The following is a 16,546-nucleotide window of genomic DNA, read 5'->3' as shown; positions in this document are numbered from 1 at the left end:
CATTCACGCTCGTGGCACAGGGTTTCACTCTGCACAGGCATGGGGGAATTCGATCGGTCGTTGAGGAACGCGTGCCGTTCTCCACTGTTTCAACAGGCTGAGGAATTCCAGCCGGTTCCGGGATGGTGAGGTTTCAACATGTTTCCCCCCATCAATTGAGGGGGTTCTGCCTGGATGTCCCCAGGCAGTTCTCCATCTGGTTGCCGCTGGTTTGGTTGGGCTGAGGTGTGTCAACCCACAAAAAAACCCCCCTGGTTTCAGGGGGGAAGGTTCAGTCCGGTGCGGCGGGATGGCCTTGGACTGCAATCAGAAGCCCATCACACGGGCCACGGTTCCGAGATCGGGATCAAGGTCGGTGTGGAAGGCCGCGTCGTTGTTGTTGATGGCGCAATCCGGGTCTTTCAGTCCGTTTCCGGTGAGCACGCACACCACCGTGGCTCCGGTTGGCACCTCGTCTTTTCTTTTGAGCAGGCCGGCCACCGAAGCAGCGCTTGCCGGCTCACAGAAAATCCCTTCCTGCCCGCCGAGCAGCTTGTAGGCCTCAATGATCTCTGCATCGGTGACGTCGAGGAAGTCACCCTGGCTGGCTTGGCGGGCGGCAATCGCTTTCTCGCGGTTCACAGGATTACCGATGCGGATGGCTGTGGCGATCGTGTCCGGATCCGTCACCGTGGTGTTGTTCACCAGAGGGGCGGAGCCACTGGCCTGGAAGCCCATCATTCTGGGCAGTTTGCGGCTGCGCCCTGCCTGGTTGTACTCCTGGAAGCCCATCCAATAAGCAGTGATATTGCCCGCGTTGCCCATGGGAATGCACAGCCAATCAGGCGCATCGCCCAGGGCATCGATCACTTCGAAGGCCGCTGTTTTCTGTCCCTGCAGACGGAAAGGGTTCACGGAGTTCACCAGGGTGACTGGGAACTGATCAGACACTTCGCGGACGATGTCCAGAGCCCGGTCGAAATTGCCACGGATGGCCAGCACCTCGGCGCCGTACACCAGGGCTTGAGCCAGTTTTCCTTGGGCCACGTATCCGTCGGGGATCAGCACAAAAGCGCGCATGCCAGCGCGGCGTGCGTACGCAGCCGCAGCGGCGGATGTGTTTCCAGTGCTGGCGCAGATCACAGCCTCGCAATGGGCTTCTTTCGCTTTGCTGATCGCCATGGTCATGCCCCGGTCCTTGAAGGACCCCGTGGGGTTCAGGCCGTCATATTTGACGAACACCTTCACATCGCGGCCGATGCGTTCGGCCACTGAGGGCACAGGAATGAGGGGAGTGGCGCCTTCGCGAAGGGTGACCACGGGGGTTGACGTCGTGACGGGTAGCCAAGGCCGATAGGCCTCGATCAGACCTGGCCAGTCTTGAAGGACTGGTGCCGGGGAAAAACGGCGGCGTAAGGCGTTGATCACTGACACCTGTGCAGGGCTCTCGTCCAGAGGAATCTATGTGGCGATCCTCGCCGGCGGGTTTACTGACCGCTCTCCTTCAGGCCATCGAGGGGCGAGTTGGAGAAGAAGGTCACCAGCTCGGCAATCGATTCAGCTTTTTCGATGGCGGCCATCAGGGCGGGAAGGTTGATCTCCATCACCTCTGCGGGGTAGGCCTCCAGGAACTTGATCATGTTGAGGCCCCCTTCACCGATCTGCAGACCGTTGATCACCCCAGCGCGAATGGCCGGAACACTCACGGAAGGTTCGGGAACGCGCAGCGGATAAACGATCTTCGCGACGCGCTTCAGAATGACATCGCCGATCTTGGTGGACATCAGACGGCTGGTGAGCACCAGCGGAAGATCCAATTCCTGGTTGAGCAATTTGGCCACGTTCTCTGGATCTTGTTTGCCAAGACGCAAAAGATCGGAGAGCAAACCGCGGGCCTCTCCGGTTTCCGCCAGATAGGCCAGATCGGCGACGCTGATCGAGCGGATGAAGGCACCACTGACGAGGGCCACATCTTCAGCCGCACGAACAGGTTGAAAACAGTTGAGCAGGGTGAGTGCCAGGGCTGAGCCCGTAGCCAGTGCGTGGTGACGCAGACGTGAACGTGCGGGCATGACGGAGTCTCAGCGACTGGAATTTAGGGGGAGACACCAGCGGCTGCCCTCACCAAACGGACAACTCCTCGTTCGGCTAAACCTTGAGCCAGTTCCACACCCATGCGCCTTGCATCCGGTTCACGAATCAGACGGGGTAGACGGCTGAACACCAGATCAGGGCTGAACCCAGGCAGTTGCTGCAGAACGGCGATCAGCTGCCTGATCGGCTCAAGATCGAGATAGGTGCTTTGGTCGAAGCTGTCGCTTGCCTCCAGAAGCATGGGCGGCTGCAGAGGACGGGGCAGGCGCCGTCCGATCCGTTGCAGGGTCATCCAGCTCAGGGCATCGAGGCGATCCGCGACGGCATCCACCAGTTGACGGCGCAGCATGCCGCCATTGGCTGAGAAGAGGAAATCGAGAACCTGATCCAGAAGCGCCTCGAGATCGAGTTGATCCTGGCTGGCGGCACTGGCAACCAGATTTTCCAGACGGGTCCAGCGGAAGATGTCGCCATCGAACAGCATTTCCCGCAGACTCATCCGCAACTGGGGATCGGGATCCTCCATCAGTCGTCTGGCGAAATACGGGTAGGCGGCACCGAGAATCTTGAAATCGGAATCCACACTCAGAGCAATGCCCTCGAGGGTGACCAGGGATCGGATGATCAGGGCGTAGTAAGGAGGGACCCTGAAGGGGAATTTGTACATCACCCCTGAGAGGTCATCGGTGACCGCTTTGAAGTCCATCCGGCTCACACCGGCCTCCAAAGCCTGGCTGAACACGGTTTCGAAGGCGGGGACGATCGGCTCGAGATTCACATCCTCCGCAAGAAATCCGAGGCTGACGAAATCCTTGGAGAGTTTGCCGAAATTGCGGTTCACCAGGTGGACCACGGCCTGAATCAGCCCCGTCCGTGATTCACGGGTCACCTCACTCATCATCCCGAAGTCGAGATAGCAGAGCCGGCCGTCTTCGAGGGCCAGCAGATTGCCGGGATGGGGATCGGCATGAAAGAAGCCGTGTTCCAGCAATTGCTGCAGGCTGCAGCTCACGCCCACTTCCACCATGTCATCGGGATCGATGCCCAGCTCGCGCACCGCTTCGAGATTGGTGAGCTTCACCCCATCGATCCATTCCATCGTGAGCACCCGGCGGCTGGTGGCTTCCCGAAAGATGAGAGGAACAGCGATCCGTGGGTTGTGGCTGTGCAGTTCGCTGAATCGTTCGGCATTGCTGGCCTCATTGAGGTAGTCCATCTCCTCGAACACCCGGCGCCCCAGTTCATCGATCAGGGCCACGAGATCACTGCGGATCAGGCCGATGTTGGAGTTCAGCCAGGCGGCGATGTTGCGCACGATGTAGAGATCAAGAGTGATCTGCTCCCGCAGGCCCGGTCGCTGAACCTTCACGGCCACGCGCTGGCCGTTTTTCAGCACTCCGCGATGCACCTGTCCGAGCGACGCTGCGGAAATCGGTTCCCGCTCGAGGGTTTCGTAAATGTCATCCACGGGCGCTCCGAGGTCTTCCTCGATGCAAGCCATCGCCAGGTCGCTGTCGAAACCCGGCAGTTGATCCTGCAGCTGGGCGAGTTCTTCCAGCAGCACTGGGGGCACGATGTCCGGACGGGTGGACAACGCCTGGCCCGCTTTGATGAAGGCTGGGCCGAGATCCACCAACAGGTTCGCGAATTCCCTGGCTCTTGCCCGCGCCCGTTTCTGATCGCTCAGCAGCCCGAGCACTTTGTCGGTGCCCACGCCCAGCAGGAACAGGCCGATGGGCACCAGGGTCTGCCAGAGACGCCTCAGCAGCCGTTGCGGGTGACCGGCATAGATCCGGGTGATCGCTGCAGGGTCGTAGGTGAGCAGACCCGAGGCTTCGATGAAATCTCCAAGTTCCTGTGGGGCCACGGGCCGAGTTGCCAGGTTCACCCCCCTTCTAAACGAGCTGAGCCACCGCTACGGTCAGCACGACCACCGGGGCTTGCCGTGCTCACCGGTTTGCGACTCCAAAACATCGCATTGATCGATAGCCTGGATCTGGCGTTTGATCAGGGTTTTTCCGTGCTGACCGGTGAAACCGGCGCGGGCAAATCCATTCTTCTTGATGCATTGGATGCCGTGTTGGGCGGCATGCAGGCGTCCGCTGCCGCGCGACTGCTGCGCAGCGGTTGCGACCGTGCTCTGATCGAAGCGAGTTTCCGGGTTGGTGCCAGCGGCCAGCGCTGGTTGGAGCGCCACCAGCTCGATGATGGAGAGCCTGAGCTGGTGGTCAGCCGCGAATGGCGTCGTCAGGACGACCGTCTCAGCAGTCGCTCCCGCTTAAACGGGGTGGTGGTCAACCGGCAGCAGCTGCTCGAGTTGCGCCCTCTGTTGATCGATCTCACCGTGCAAGGACAGACCCAGCAGCTGGCGCGACCCGGACAGCAGCGCCGCTGGTTGGATCGTCTCGGTGGTGCGGAGTTGGAATCGACGCTTGGCGACGTGCGACGCAGTTGGCTGCACTGGCAGCGTTGTCGCGATGCCCTCCATCAGGCCGAATCCGACCGTCTGCAGCTGGAACAGCAACGCGATGAGCTCGAGGCATTGCTCCTGGAGCTTGAACAGGCTGCTCTCGATGATCCAGAGGAGATCGCGCAGCTGGAGTTGGAGCAGGACCGCCTGGTGCATGGCGTGCGCTTGCTGGAGGGTCTCTCCGCCTTGATTGGTCGTCTGCAAGACGGAGCTGATCAGGCTCCATCGGTTCTGGATCATCTCCTCGCCTGCACCCATGAATTGCAGTTGATGCAGGCCATGGACGCTTCCCTGCAACCCTGGACGGAACGCTGCGTCGACCTTGAAGCTGGTGTTCAGGATCTGATTCGTTCGCTGGAGCGTTACGGCACGTCGTTGGAGAGCGACCCTGAACGCTTGGCGGTCCTTCAGGATCGGTTGTCGCTGCTCAAGCGACTTGAACGTCGCCACCGCCAGGATCTGGCGGCTCTGATTCAGCAGCGCGATGCGTTGCGCGAACGCCAGGAGGCTGGTGGTTCGGAGGATCTCCTGCGCCGCTTGCAGGAGCAAGAGCTCGCCGCCCGTGCGGATCGCGATCAACACAATGCCTCGCTGACGCGTTGTCGAGAGGCCGCGGCCCAACAGCTGCAGACCGATCTGATGGCCACGCTGCGTCCGATGGGACTGGCCAATGTGCGTTTTGAAGTGAAGATCGAGCCTGTCGATCCCGGGGACTTTGGGGCCGATGCCGTTTGCTTCCTGTTTTCGGCAAACCCCGGTCAGCCGATGGCTCCATTGGTGGAGGTGGCTTCAGGCGGTGAGATGTCGCGTTTTCTGCTGGCTCTCAAAACGTCGTTGGCCAAGGTCGATGGATCCAGCACCCTTCTTTTCGATGAGATCGACACCGGTGTGAGCGGCAGGGTGAGCGGGGCCATGGCCGATCTGCTGCGCACCTTGTCACGCCATCGTCAGGTGTTCTGCGTGACCCATCAACCCCTCGTGGCTGCGGTTGCTGATCATCACTTCCGCGTCAGCAAGGACGTTTCCGCCGGTATCACCCGCTCGCGAGTGTCCCACCTGCGGGACACTCAGGAGCGCCAGCGGGAACTGGCGGAACTGGCTGGCGGCGACCGTGAAGAGGCCCAGGCTTATGCGGCCAGCCTTCTGGATCAGGGCGCGGCCTGAATCCGATTTGATCTCCGTAGACTCTCTTGCTGACGAGGTTCCTCCCTATGGGACGCCCTGCTCCCAAATCGAAGGCCCTGTCGGGTTCCAGGCCCGTCAACCTCAGTGGAGGAAGCCTTGAGGATGTGATTCGGGTGCGTGGCGCCCGTCAGCACAATCTCAAGAATGTCGACGTCACCATCCCTCGCAACAAGATGGTGGTGTTCACCGGGGTGAGCGGCAGCGGTAAGAGCTCCCTGGCTTTCGACACGATTTTTGCTGAGGGTCAGCGCCGTTATGTCGAGAGTCTCTCGGCTTATGCGCGCCAGTTTCTGGGTCAGGTGGATAAGCCCGATGTGGATGCCATCGAGGGGCTTTCACCGGCTATCTCGATCGATCAGAAATCCACGAGCCACAATCCCAGGTCCACCGTGGGGACCGTCACCGAGATTCAGGATTACCTGCGACTTCTCTTCGGCCGGGCTGGAGAACCGCACTGTCCGCAATGTGATCGGGCGATCCGGCCCCAGACCATCGATGAGATGGTGGATCAGATCCTCACCCTTCCCGAAGGCACCCGCTACCAGCTGTTGACGCCGCTGGTGCGAGGCAAAAAGGGCACGCACAGCAAGTTGATCAGTGGCCTTGCGGCTGAAGGATTCGCTCGCGTGCGCATCGATGGAGAAGTGCGCGAGCTCGCCGACAACATTGAGCTCGATAAGAACCACCAGCACAGCATCGAGGTGGTGGTGGATCGCCTGGTGGCCCGCGACGGCATTCAGGAGCGACTCACGGATTCCCTGAGGACAGCGCTGAAGCGGGGCGATGGTCTAGCCATCGTTGAGGTGGTTCCGAAGAAGGACGAGGAGCTCCCCGAAGGCGTGGAGCGGGAGCGTCTTTACTCCGAAAACTTCGCGTGTCCTGAGCATGGGGCCGTGATGGAAGAACTGTCGCCGCGGCTGTTTTCCTTCAACAGTCCCTACGGAGCCTGTGATGCCTGTCATGGCATTGGGCATCTGCGCAAGTTCACCGCAGAGCGGGTGATTCCTGATCCATCGTTGCCCGTGTATGCGGCCGTTGCGCCCTGGGCGGAAAAAGACAATTCCTATTACTTTTCCCTGCTGTATTCAGTGGGTGAGGCGTTCGGATTTGAGATCAAAACGCCTTGGAACGATCTCACCGAAGAGCAGCAGGACGTTTTGCTCAATGGAAGTCGGGATCCGATTCTGATCCAGGCCGACAGCCGTTATCGCAAAGGCAAAGGCGGATACGAGCGGCCTTTCGAAGGCATCCTGCCGATCCTGGAGCGTCAGTTACGGGACGCCAGCGGTGAGGCCATGCGTCAGAAGCTGGAGAAATACCTGGAGCTGGTGCCCTGCGCCAGCTGTGCCGGGCAGCGTTTGAGGCCTGAAGCCCTCGCTGTGCGCGTCGGTCCCTACCGGATCACGGAACTCACCGCCGTCAGCGTTGGCCAGACCCTGGAGCGCATTGAGCGGCTGATGGGTGTGGGGGCCTTTGAAGCCAGCGAACCGTTGCTCACGGATCGTCAGATTCAGATCGGTGACCTGGTGCTGCGCGAGATCCGCATGCGCCTGCGTTTTCTCCTCGATGTGGGCCTGGATTACCTCAGCCTCGATCGGCCTGCGATGACCCTCTCCGGTGGTGAAGCCCAGCGCATCCGTCTCGCCACCCAGATCGGCGCTGGCCTGACTGGTGTTCTGTATGTGCTCGACGAGCCGAGCATTGGCCTCCACCAGCGCGACAACGACCGCTTGCTGGCCACGCTTGAGCGCCTGCGTGATCTCGGCAACACCCTGGTGGTCGTCGAACACGACGAAGACACCATCCGCGCCGCCGATCACCTGGTGGACATCGGCCCTGGTGCGGGGGTTCATGGCGGGCACATCGTGGCGGAAGGATCTCTTGAGGATCTTTTGACCGCTGAAGAGTCGCTGACTGGTGCCTATCTCAGCGGCCGTCGCAGTATTCCAACGCCCTCAGAGCGGCGTTCGGCTGGGACGCGCAGCCTCAAGCTGCTCAACTGTGCACGCAACAATCTCACCGATCTGAGTGTTGAATTTCCGCTGGGCCGTCTGGTGTCGGTCACCGGGGTGAGCGGCAGCGGCAAAAGCACCTTGGTGAACGAACTGCTGCATCCCGCCCTCGAGCATGGTCTGGGCCACAAGGTGCCGTTTCCCAATGGCCTTGGTGAACTCAGGGGCATTAAATCCATCGACAAAGTGATCGTGATCGATCAGTCACCGATCGGCCGGACTCCCCGCTCCAATCCAGCCACCTACACCGGAGCCTTTGATCCGATCCGCCAGGTGTTTGCCGCCACGGTTGAGGCCAAGGCCCGCGGCTATCAGGTTGGTCAATTCAGCTTCAACGTGAAGGGAGGGCGTTGTGAGGCCTGCCGAGGTCAGGGGGTGAATGTCATCGAGATGAATTTCCTCCCGGATGTGTATGTGCAGTGCGATGTCTGCAAGGGAGCGCGCTTCAACCGTGAGACCCTTCAGGTCACCTACAAAGGTTTCACGATTGCTGACGTTCTGCAGATGACGGTGGAACAGGCAGCGGATGTGTTTTCCGCCATTCCCCAGGCAGCGGATCGCCTGCGCACGCTTGTGGATGTCGGTCTCGGTTACGTGAAGCTGGGCCAGCCTGCGCCCACGTTGTCTGGGGGTGAAGCCCAGCGGGTGAAGTTGGCAACCGAGCTGTCCAAACGGGCCACGGGCAAGACGCTCTATTTGATTGACGAGCCCACCACCGGCCTCAGCTTCTACGACGTGCACAAGCTGATGGATGTGATGCAGCGTCTGGTGGATAAGGGCAATTCGATCATCTGCATTGAACACAACCTCGATGTGATCCGTTGTTCCGACTGGTTGATCGATCTCGGCCCGGAAGGGGGTGACAAAGGTGGGCAGATCGTGGCCTGCGGCACGCCTGAAGAGGTGGCCCAGCATCCCACCAGTCACACGGGTCGTTATCTGGCCAAGGTTCTGGAGCAACATCCCCCTGAAGTCGACGTTCCCCTTGCGGCCTGATGCGCCCCATCCGTTCTGTCTTTACGGCGATCGCAGCCTCCGCCGCAGTTGTGCTGAGCGGATTGCCCGCGTCCGCACTGGAGCGGCTTGTGTTGCGGATGCCCTATCTGGGCGTCGATTTCACCATCAATCTTGGAGAGGGTCGATCGGTTGAGGAGGTCATTCAATCCAGCCCGGATCTTGTCGACCTCGACCGCGCGTCCGAGGGTCGACTGCTCGCTTTGCTCAAGACAGTGTTTCTGAGCCCACTCCCGGCGGAGCTGCGAGGGCTTTTGGAGGGCTCCACCGGCCAGCCTCTGTTGGAGCAGGCACTGAACGCTGCTGCCTTCATCGTCAATCTCGAGGGGGTGCCTTTCGACAGCAGTGGATCAATGCTCACGAAGGCATTGAGGCGCGCTTACGACAACGATCAGAACAATCTCCTCGGCTTTCTCCATCAACTCCCTGGCGAAGAAGCGTCGATCGATCTCTCCAAGCTTGCAGAAGCGGTCAATCGCTTGGTGGCCAATCAAAGCGATGGCCTGGAGCTTGTGAAGGCCGGCTCCGCTGCTCCGGTGTCGTCTGAGTTGTTCGAATCCTTGCAAGATCCGTCATGGACGCGAGAGGTCATTCGCGTGTCGGTGCAGCACCGTGACGAGCCTCTGCGCGTTCTGGTGCTGAAGCCACAGGGTGCGGGCAACCAACGGCTGGTGGTCATCTCCCATGGTCTCTGGGATGACCCGGAGTCGTTCGAAGCTTGGGCTGAGGTTCTCGCTGCCAAGGGTTATGTGGTTCTGCTGCCGGATCATCCAGGCAGCAATTTTGAACAGCAACGGGCGATGTTGGCCGGTGATCGGCCGCCACCGGGTCCGGAAGAGCTGCGATTGCGTCCTCTGGATGTGTCAGCGCTGCTGACGGCTGTGGAACAAGGTCGGGTTCTCGCTGGTCGTGACCTCAACACCAAGGAAGTGGCAGTGGTTGGCCACTCGTGGGGAGCCACGACGGCGCTTCAGTTGGCCGGTGGCATCCCAACGGACCAGAAGTTGAAAGCGCGCTGCCGTGATCCCCGGGATCCTGAGCGCAACATCAGTTGGGTGTTGCAGTGCAGTTGGCTTTCAGGCATCAACAAAGCAGGCGTTGCCGATTCCCGGGTGAAAACGGTTGTGGCGGTGAGTCCACCGATGCGGCTTTTGTTTGATCCCGTTCAGTCCCTGGACTCGGTGAACGGACAGCGATCTTCTCGCCCGAAGGTTTTGTTGATCAGCGGAACCCGCGACTGGATTGTTCCGTCAGGTCCGGAAGCCGTGTCACCCATGCGCGATACCCAGGCTGCCCGACTCGGACATCGTTTGGTGTTGGTGGATGGTGGCACCCATTTCAATCTGCGCGCTGTTCGCGGTCAGGCTCCGAAGGCTGTGATCGGGCCAGTTGTGCTGGCTTGGATCAATCAGCAGATGACTGTGACGTCATCGTTCACCTTTGATGCCGGTCGTTGGGGCCACCCCGATCGGCGGCTTGTGGATGTGAGTGGTCAGCTCTGATCACAACCTCGGCAACACAAGTGTTGTGAAGTGTGCTGTTGGTATGTCGATATCTGAAGTCAATCGCATCTCAGGCTCATTCCCAGGAAACCCGTTTCAGCAAAGGCGTATGGCCTGATCGAGGAGATCGTTTGCTGCACTTTCTCAGATTGTTTTCATCTTTGTTACTGGTTGGACCCTTTATCCATTGATGAATCCATCAGGACTTTTCCTGACTGCTGCGGAGGATGAACGTGGGACTGAATCTGCTTCATCTTCATCTTCATGGTTTGTTCCGTTCCCACGATCTGGAGTTGGGACGGGATGCTGATACCGGCGGTCAGACCCTTTATGTTCTTGAACTGGTCCGAAGTCTTGCCGCTCGCGCTGAGGTTGATCACGTCGAAGTGGTGACCCGGCTGATTCAGGACCGTCGCGTCTCAGCGGATTACGCCCGAGTTGAGGAATCCATTGCCCCCGGGGCGAGCATTCGTCGTCTCAGTTTTGGTCCAAAGCGGTATCTGCGTAAGGAACAGCTTTGGCCCCATCTCGATGAGCTGGCGGATCAGCTGGTGGTTCAGCTGCAAGCGCGTGATCGCCGGCCGGATTGGATTCATGCGCATTACGCCGATGCCGGTTACGTGGGCGCCCTGGTGAGTCGCCGTCTGGGACTGCCGCTCGTCTTCACGGGGCATTCCCTTGGACGGGAAAAGTTGCGCCGATTATTGGCGGCAGGTGGTGATCGTGAGCAGATCGAGCAGACCTACTCGATCAGTCGTCGCATTGATGCGGAAGAACTGGCTCTCGCCCATGCGGATCTCGTGATCACCAGCACCCGGCAGGAGCGTGATCACCAGTACTCCCGCTACGGGCGGTTTCATTCCGATCGTGCTGATGTCGTCCCCCCTGGTGTTGATGCACGACGGTTCCATCCCCGCAGCACGCCGCAGGAATCAGCGGATGTTTCGGCAATGATGCAGTCGTTTCTGCGTGAGCCCCAGCGACCCCCGCTCCTGGCTATCTGCCGGGCTGATCGGCGCAAGAACATTCCCGCACTCGTGGAAGCGTTTGGACGATCCTCGGTTCTGCGCGAGCGTCACAATCTCGTTCTGGTGCTGGGGAATCGCGATGACTCTCGCCAGATGGATCGGCAGCACCGGGAGGTGTTTCAGCAGATCTTCGATCTGGTCGACCGCTACGACCTCTACGGATCAGTTGCTTATCCCAAGCACCATCGTCGGGATCAGGTCCCGGCGATTTATCGCTGGGCTGCGGAGCGCGGAGGACTATTCGTCAATCCCGCCCTCACGGAGCCGTTCGGTTTGACCCTGCTGGAGGCGGCTGCCTCCGGACTGCCCATGGTGGCCACAGACGACGGAGGCCCCCGCGATATCCATCGCCGCTGCGACAACGGCTTGCTGGTGGATGTCACCGACCGCGAGTCTCTGCAGGATGGCCTTGAACGCGCTGGATCGGATTGCGGGCGTTGGCGGCGCTGGAGTGACAACGGGGTGGAGGCGGTCAGTCGTCACTACAGCTGGGACGCCCATGTCTGCAGTTATCTGGCGTTGATGCAAGGACGTCTCAGCACCTCCGCTGCAGCGGTGAAACTGCTTGAGCGACCCGTTGCCCAAGCCAATCCTTTGGGTGATCGCCTGCTCCTGCTCGATCTCGACACCAGCCTCGAACAACCCGACGCTGAGGCATTGCAGGCGCTGCGTCATCAGCTCAGTGCGTCGCCAGGTCGGTCCATGGGGCCTGGACTCGGCATCATCACGGGTCGGTCTCTGGCAGCTGCCAGGCAGCGCTTTACCGAACTGCAGCTACCGGAGCCGTCCGTCTGGATCACCCAGGCCGGAACAGAGATTCACTATGGCCAGGAGGATCAATCTGACCGTCTTTGGGCCGCTGAGATCGGTGTGGACTGGCAGCGCGAGGGTGTGGAGAGGGCACTGGCTGATTTAGGCGATCACATCACCCTGCAAGCCGCGGACAATCAAGGCCCTTTCAAGGTCAGTTACCTGCTCAGGCAGCCAGGACCTGCCGTGCTGCCTCTGATCCGTCAGCGTCTCCGGCAGCAGCATCAAGCGGCCCGTCCCAACCTTCGCTGCCATTGGTACCTGGATGTGCTGCCGCTGCGGGCCTCCCGCAGCGAAGCCATGCGTTTTCTCTCTCTGCGCTGGGCGCTTCCACTGGATCGTTTTCTGGTTGTCGCCAGTCAGCAGGGAGACCTTGAGTTGGTTCAAGGCCTTCCGGCAGCGGTGATTCCCTCGGACCATGACCCCTGCCTCGATGGCTGCCGCCAGTTGCAGAGGGTGTACTTCGCCGATCGCGCGCGTCTGTCTGGCGTTCTGGAAGGACTGCAGCACTATCGCTTTCTGAGTGCACGCGCGCGAGTGGATCAGTCTTCGATGTGAAGGTGTACGGCCGCTGCGCTGCGGTCGGCCTTGGCACGGGCCTCGGCCTGATGCTCCCCGCGGGCTAACGCCACTCCCATCCGCCGTCCCAGTCGGGCGTCGCGTTTGCCGAAAAGAAACACACTGGTTTCGCTTTCTTGGAGTGCCTCTTCCATGCCGCTGTAGGTCACCCGGCTGCCGTGCTTGTCCGCGAGGATGACGCGGCTGGCCGCGGCATCGGCGCAGCGGATTGCAGGGATCGGCAGCCCCAGCACCGCGCGCAGGTGCAGTTCAAATTCGTTGAGGTTCTGGCTGATCAAGGTCACCAGGCCTGTGTCATGGGGGCGGGGTGACAGCTCGGAGAAGATCACCTCGTCTCCACAGAGAAAGAATTCCACACCGAACAGTCCGGCGCCTCCAAGGTTGTCGGTCACGGTGCGCGCCATGGCTTGGGCCTCACTCAGCTGTTTGTCGCTGAGAGCAGCTGGTTGCCAACTGCATTGGTAATCGCCACGGGCCTGTTCATGGCCGATGGGCGGGCAGAAAAGCGTGGAGCCATCCCGCTGGCGGATGGTGAGCAGGGTGATCTCCAGATCGAAGCGCAGGAATTCCTCCACAATCACGTGGGTGGAGGTTCCCCTTGCATTGGCCATGGCCGCCTCCCAGGCCTCATTCAGTCCCTCCGGTCCATCCACAACGCTCTGGCCTTTGCCGGAGGAGCTCATTACCGGTTTCACCACCACGGGCCAGCCCAGGGCCGGAGCCTCGGCGTGCAGTTCTTCAGCACTGGCGGCATAGGCGAAGCGCGCAGTGCGCAAAGCCAGTTCACCCGCGGCGAGATCACGGATGCGATCGCGATTCATGGTGACGGCCGTTGCACGCGCCGTCGGAATCACGGTGAGACCTTCATCCTCCAGTTCAGCGAGGGCATTCACGGCCAGCGCTTCGATCTCTGGAATCACAACCGTGGGTTTGTGCCGGCGCACCACCTCCAACAGCGCTTCTCGGTCGGTCATCGCCAGTACTTCCGCTTCATCGGCCACCTGCATGGCCGGCGCGTCGGCGTAACGATCGCAGGCGATCACATGGCATCCCAGGCGCTGGGCGGCAATGGCCACCTCTTTGCCCAGTTCACCGCTCCCCAGCAGCAGAACTTTGGCTGGCAACGTCGTCATGGAGGGTTTCCCGGCAGCATGGACCCATCCTCTCCTTGTGCCTGATGGCCAATCTCTTGAACGTCACCACGATTGGCTTCACAACAGCTGGCGATGCGGCGGATGGTCTTCTGTTTGGTTGGGAGATCGCCACGGTTCAGAAGTGGGCGCTGATTTATCTGGGTGTGTCCCTTCTGGCGTTTGTGGTGGTTTGGCTGGTGGGAGCCCTCAGAACGAGGTCTTGATTGAGGGCTGGGGGGAGCCTGCAAATTCCTCAGAGAAGAAGAGTGCCAAGCACGATCACGCCGTAAAGCGTGATCAATTGAATTCCCTCGTACCAATCCAGTTGATTGTTTTCCGTGATCCAGTGCACGGCAACAACAGCAAATCCAGTGCACCCGAGGGCGATCAGTGGCACGCTCAGAAGCAGATACCGACCCATGGGCCAGCCCAACAGCACCAACATCGGCAACACGAACATCATCAGCTGGCCGCTGGATTCGAGGGTGCTGGTGATCGCCAGATCCATACGCCCTTTTGCGGAGGCTCCGATGGAGATCACCCCTTCTGCCGTGGAGCCGAACAGCGGCAGCAGGATCAATCCAATGAAGAGTTCACCCAGGGGACTGTTTTTGAGCAGAACTTCCAGGGTCTCCACGAGAGGGTCGGAGACCAGCACCACGGCGCTGCTCACCACCACCATGGCGATCAGGATGGCTGCGATGCCCTGGCGTGGATGGCCTTCAGCAACGCTTGGCAAAACAGCGTTTTGCACCGCTGCCAGACGTTGCTGATCCTGGGAGCGGCTGAAAAAGGACCGGTGGGTTCCCAGCTGCAGCACGAAGGACAGCACGTAATAAAGAAGGATCATCACCGCCACCACAAGCGAGTACACCGCAACGTTGTCCAGCTGATCGGTGCCTTCCATCGGATTCAGGCCTCGGCCCAGGCTGAAGATGGTGGGTACTGCCAGAAACAGAAGGCTCAGCATCAATTGGCGAGCCTGCAGGTTGGTGCTGCGGGCGTCGATCTGAACATGTTGCTCCCGGCGTCCTGCCACGAAGGTGCTGATGCCCAGCACCAGGAGGCAGTTCGTGATCACCGCACCGGCCACGGAGATCACCACAAGCCGGTACAGACCGCTGGCGAGGGCTGTGATGCTCACCACCAGTTCCACCAGGTTCCCCAGCCCCACACTCACCACGCCGCTGTAGCGATCGCCGAGGTGTTCGCTCAGTTGATCCACGAGGATGGAGATCACCCTGGCCAGGGGAACCAAAGCGACTCCGAAGGCCAGAAAGCGCAGAAGCAGCCCCAGGGTGCTTTCGGGCGATCCCGGTTGGATCACCGCCGCTGCCACGGCTGGAAGCAGAAGCAGCGACCAGGTGGTGGCGTAATTGCTTCTCAGCAGGCTGACGGAGTTGCGCAGGGTGCGATGCATCAGCGGGTTGCTCAGGAGTCCAGGTCCTGCATCAGCGTGAGCTGCCGCACAGCCGGTTCTTCATCCACGAATCCCCAGGCGTTGAACACCGCGGCATCGGTGTGGTTGATGCGTTGCGCTCCGTTGTTTCGCTCCAAAACAAAGCCTTGGTCAGCCATCCGGCGCATCAGCCGGGCCGCTTCCTCAAAGCGGGAGGCCATCGCCTCGAGACTGGCGCAGTCGGAGGTCAGGCCGGCATCCTTCCAGGTGAAATAACTCATGGGGTTGGATCAGCGGGGGTGAAGCCCAAGCCCCAGCATGACCAGACCTGCCGTAACCAGCCAGAACAAGGGCACCACCACCTGCTCCGGCGTTCCACCGAGCTCGAAATGGTGATGCAGCGGTGCCATCCGGAAGACGCGGCGCCCCTGACCATCGGCCCCTTTGGTGGCTTTAAACACCCACACCTGCACGATCACTGAAACGGACTCGGCGAGAAAGACCCCGCCCATGAGAAGCAGGGGCCAGAGACTGTCGGAGAGCAGGGCCACGGCACTGAGCGCTGCTCCCATTGCCAGAGAGCCTGTATCTCCCATGAACACCTTGGCGGGATTGCGGTTGTGGATCAGAAATCCCAGCCAGCATCCAGCCATGGCCATGCAAAATCCCGCCAGCGCCGGATCGCCGGCATTGCCGCGAAGCATCAGTTGCAGGGCCAGACCGGTGAACACCAGTGCTCCGCAGCCGGAGGCCAGACCATCGAGGCCATCGGTGAGGTTGGTGGCGTTGCTCTCGGCGAGAAAAACAAACAGCGCCAGGGGCCAGATCAGCCAGTGGAGGGGAAGGTCGAGATTGAAGGGCAGGCTCACCGTGCCCGCAATCCAGCCTTGCCAACCGGCCCAGCCCAGGAACAGCACGGCTGCTGTGGCTTGCAGCAGCAGTTTGCCCCGAGGCGTGAGGCCGGTGTTGGTGCGTTTGGTGAGGCTGCTCCAGTCATCCACACCACCGATGACCATGTACGCCAGGGTCACCAGTGCAATGGCCAGAAGCTGCTGCGCGCTGCGCCCTTCGCTGCTCACGAGCCCCCCGATGATCACACCAACGGGCACCACCAGCAGACCGCCCATCGTGGGCGTTCCGGATTTGCTGAGGTGGCCCTGGGGACCTTCTGTGCGGATCACTTGCCCCATCTTCAGGGCGCGCAACCGGGGGACTCCCCACCAGGTGATCAGTGTTGATACCAGGATTGCCGCCATTAGCGGCAGGCTCAACAGGCTGTTGGGGATCAAGCGGTCGGCGACGAAGGCCGCGCTGATGACGGCGCCGATCAGAATGGCAGCA

Annotated in this window: 12 protein-coding genes; 5 read left to right on the top strand and 7 right to left on the bottom strand. The window is 60.7% G+C overall.

Annotated features, from left to right (window positions below; genetic code table 11):
- Window positions 1–306 precede the first annotated feature (306 nt).
- Genes thrC through SynBMKMC1_RS14475 form a run of 3 tightly spaced genes read right to left on the bottom strand, consistent with a single transcriptional unit; the run spans window position 307 to window position 3,940 of the window.
- Window positions 307–1,413, bottom strand: coding sequence for a threonine synthase (gene thrC, locus SynBMKMC1_RS14485; protein WP_186472246.1), 1,107 nt, complete (start codon window positions 1,411–1,413; stop codon window positions 307–309).
- Between the two features lie 53 nt (window positions 1,414–1,466).
- Window positions 1,467–2,051: an alpha/beta hydrolase gene (locus tag SynBMKMC1_RS14480; protein WP_186472245.1), complete on the bottom strand. Its 585-nt coding sequence runs from the start codon at window positions 2,049–2,051 to the stop codon at window positions 1,467–1,469.
- 23 nt (window positions 2,052–2,074) lie between these two features.
- Entirely contained in the window at window positions 2,075–3,940 is a 1,866-nt protein-coding gene (locus tag SynBMKMC1_RS14475) for an AarF/ABC1/UbiB kinase family protein (RefSeq protein WP_011934416.1), read from the bottom strand.
- 78 nt (window positions 3,941–4,018) lie between these two features.
- On the opposite strand from SynBMKMC1_RS14475, the gene recN reads away from it, so the two are divergent.
- From recN to SynBMKMC1_RS14455, 4 genes are all read left to right on the top strand, one after another.
- Window positions 4,019–5,707 carry a DNA repair protein RecN gene (recN, locus tag SynBMKMC1_RS14470; RefSeq protein WP_186472244.1) on the top strand — a complete coding sequence of 563 codons (1,689 nt, stop codon included), beginning with the start codon at window positions 4,019–4,021 and terminating at the stop codon, window positions 5,705–5,707.
- A gap of 47 nt (window positions 5,708–5,754) precedes the next feature.
- A complete protein-coding gene (uvrA, locus tag SynBMKMC1_RS14465) occupies window positions 5,755–8,736 on the top strand; it encodes an excinuclease ABC subunit UvrA (RefSeq protein WP_186472243.1) in 2,982 nt (993 codons plus the stop codon).
- A complete protein-coding gene (locus tag SynBMKMC1_RS14460; protein WP_186472242.1) occupies window positions 8,736–10,256 on the top strand; it encodes an alpha/beta fold hydrolase in 1,521 nt (506 codons plus the stop codon). The genes uvrA and SynBMKMC1_RS14460 overlap by 1 nt, the downstream gene beginning before the upstream one ends.
- A gap of 227 nt (window positions 10,257–10,483) precedes the next feature.
- Complete coding sequence (locus tag SynBMKMC1_RS14455) at window positions 10,484–12,652, top strand: HAD family hydrolase (RefSeq protein WP_186472241.1); 2,169 nt, start codon at window positions 10,484–10,486, stop codon at window positions 12,650–12,652.
- Here the strand turns inward: SynBMKMC1_RS14455 and purT are convergent.
- Window positions 12,637–13,806, bottom strand: a complete 1,170-nt coding sequence (gene purT, locus SynBMKMC1_RS14450; RefSeq protein ID WP_186472240.1) for a formate-dependent phosphoribosylglycinamide formyltransferase — start codon at window positions 13,804–13,806, stop codon at window positions 12,637–12,639. The genes SynBMKMC1_RS14455 and purT overlap by 16 nt on opposite strands.
- A 44-nt stretch (window positions 13,807–13,850) precedes the next feature.
- Here purT and SynBMKMC1_RS14445 point away from each other — a divergent pair, with 44 nt between their 5' ends.
- Window positions 13,851–14,030: a hypothetical protein gene (locus SynBMKMC1_RS14445; protein ID WP_011934410.1), complete on the top strand. Its 180-nt coding sequence runs from the start codon at window positions 13,851–13,853 to the stop codon at window positions 14,028–14,030.
- 29 nt (window positions 14,031–14,059) lie between these two features.
- Here SynBMKMC1_RS14445 and SynBMKMC1_RS14440 read toward each other — a convergent pair whose 3' ends face one another.
- From SynBMKMC1_RS14440 to mraY, 3 genes are read right to left on the bottom strand one after another with little or no spacing between them, the layout of a single operon-like run.
- Window positions 14,060–15,226, bottom strand: coding sequence for a calcium:proton antiporter (locus SynBMKMC1_RS14440; RefSeq protein WP_186472239.1), 1,167 nt, complete (start codon window positions 15,224–15,226; stop codon window positions 14,060–14,062).
- 11 nt (window positions 15,227–15,237) lie between these two features.
- Window positions 15,238–15,486, bottom strand: a complete 249-nt coding sequence (locus SynBMKMC1_RS14435) for a hypothetical protein (RefSeq protein ID WP_011934408.1) — start codon at window positions 15,484–15,486, stop codon at window positions 15,238–15,240.
- Between the two features lie 9 nt (window positions 15,487–15,495).
- On the bottom strand, window positions 15,496–16,539 hold the full coding sequence (mraY, locus tag SynBMKMC1_RS14430) for a phospho-N-acetylmuramoyl-pentapeptide-transferase (protein ID WP_370593959.1): 1,044 nt from the start codon (window positions 16,537–16,539) through the stop codon (window positions 15,496–15,498).
- Between the last annotated feature and the right edge of the window lie 7 nt (window positions 16,540–16,546).

Source organism: Synechococcus sp. BMK-MC-1 (assembly GCF_014279955.1).
Taxonomy (GTDB): Bacteria; Cyanobacteriota; Cyanobacteriia; order PCC-6307; family Cyanobiaceae; genus Synechococcus_C.
Note: the sequence above shows the minus strand (reverse complement) of the source record. Positions and strands in the feature narration are given on the sequence as shown.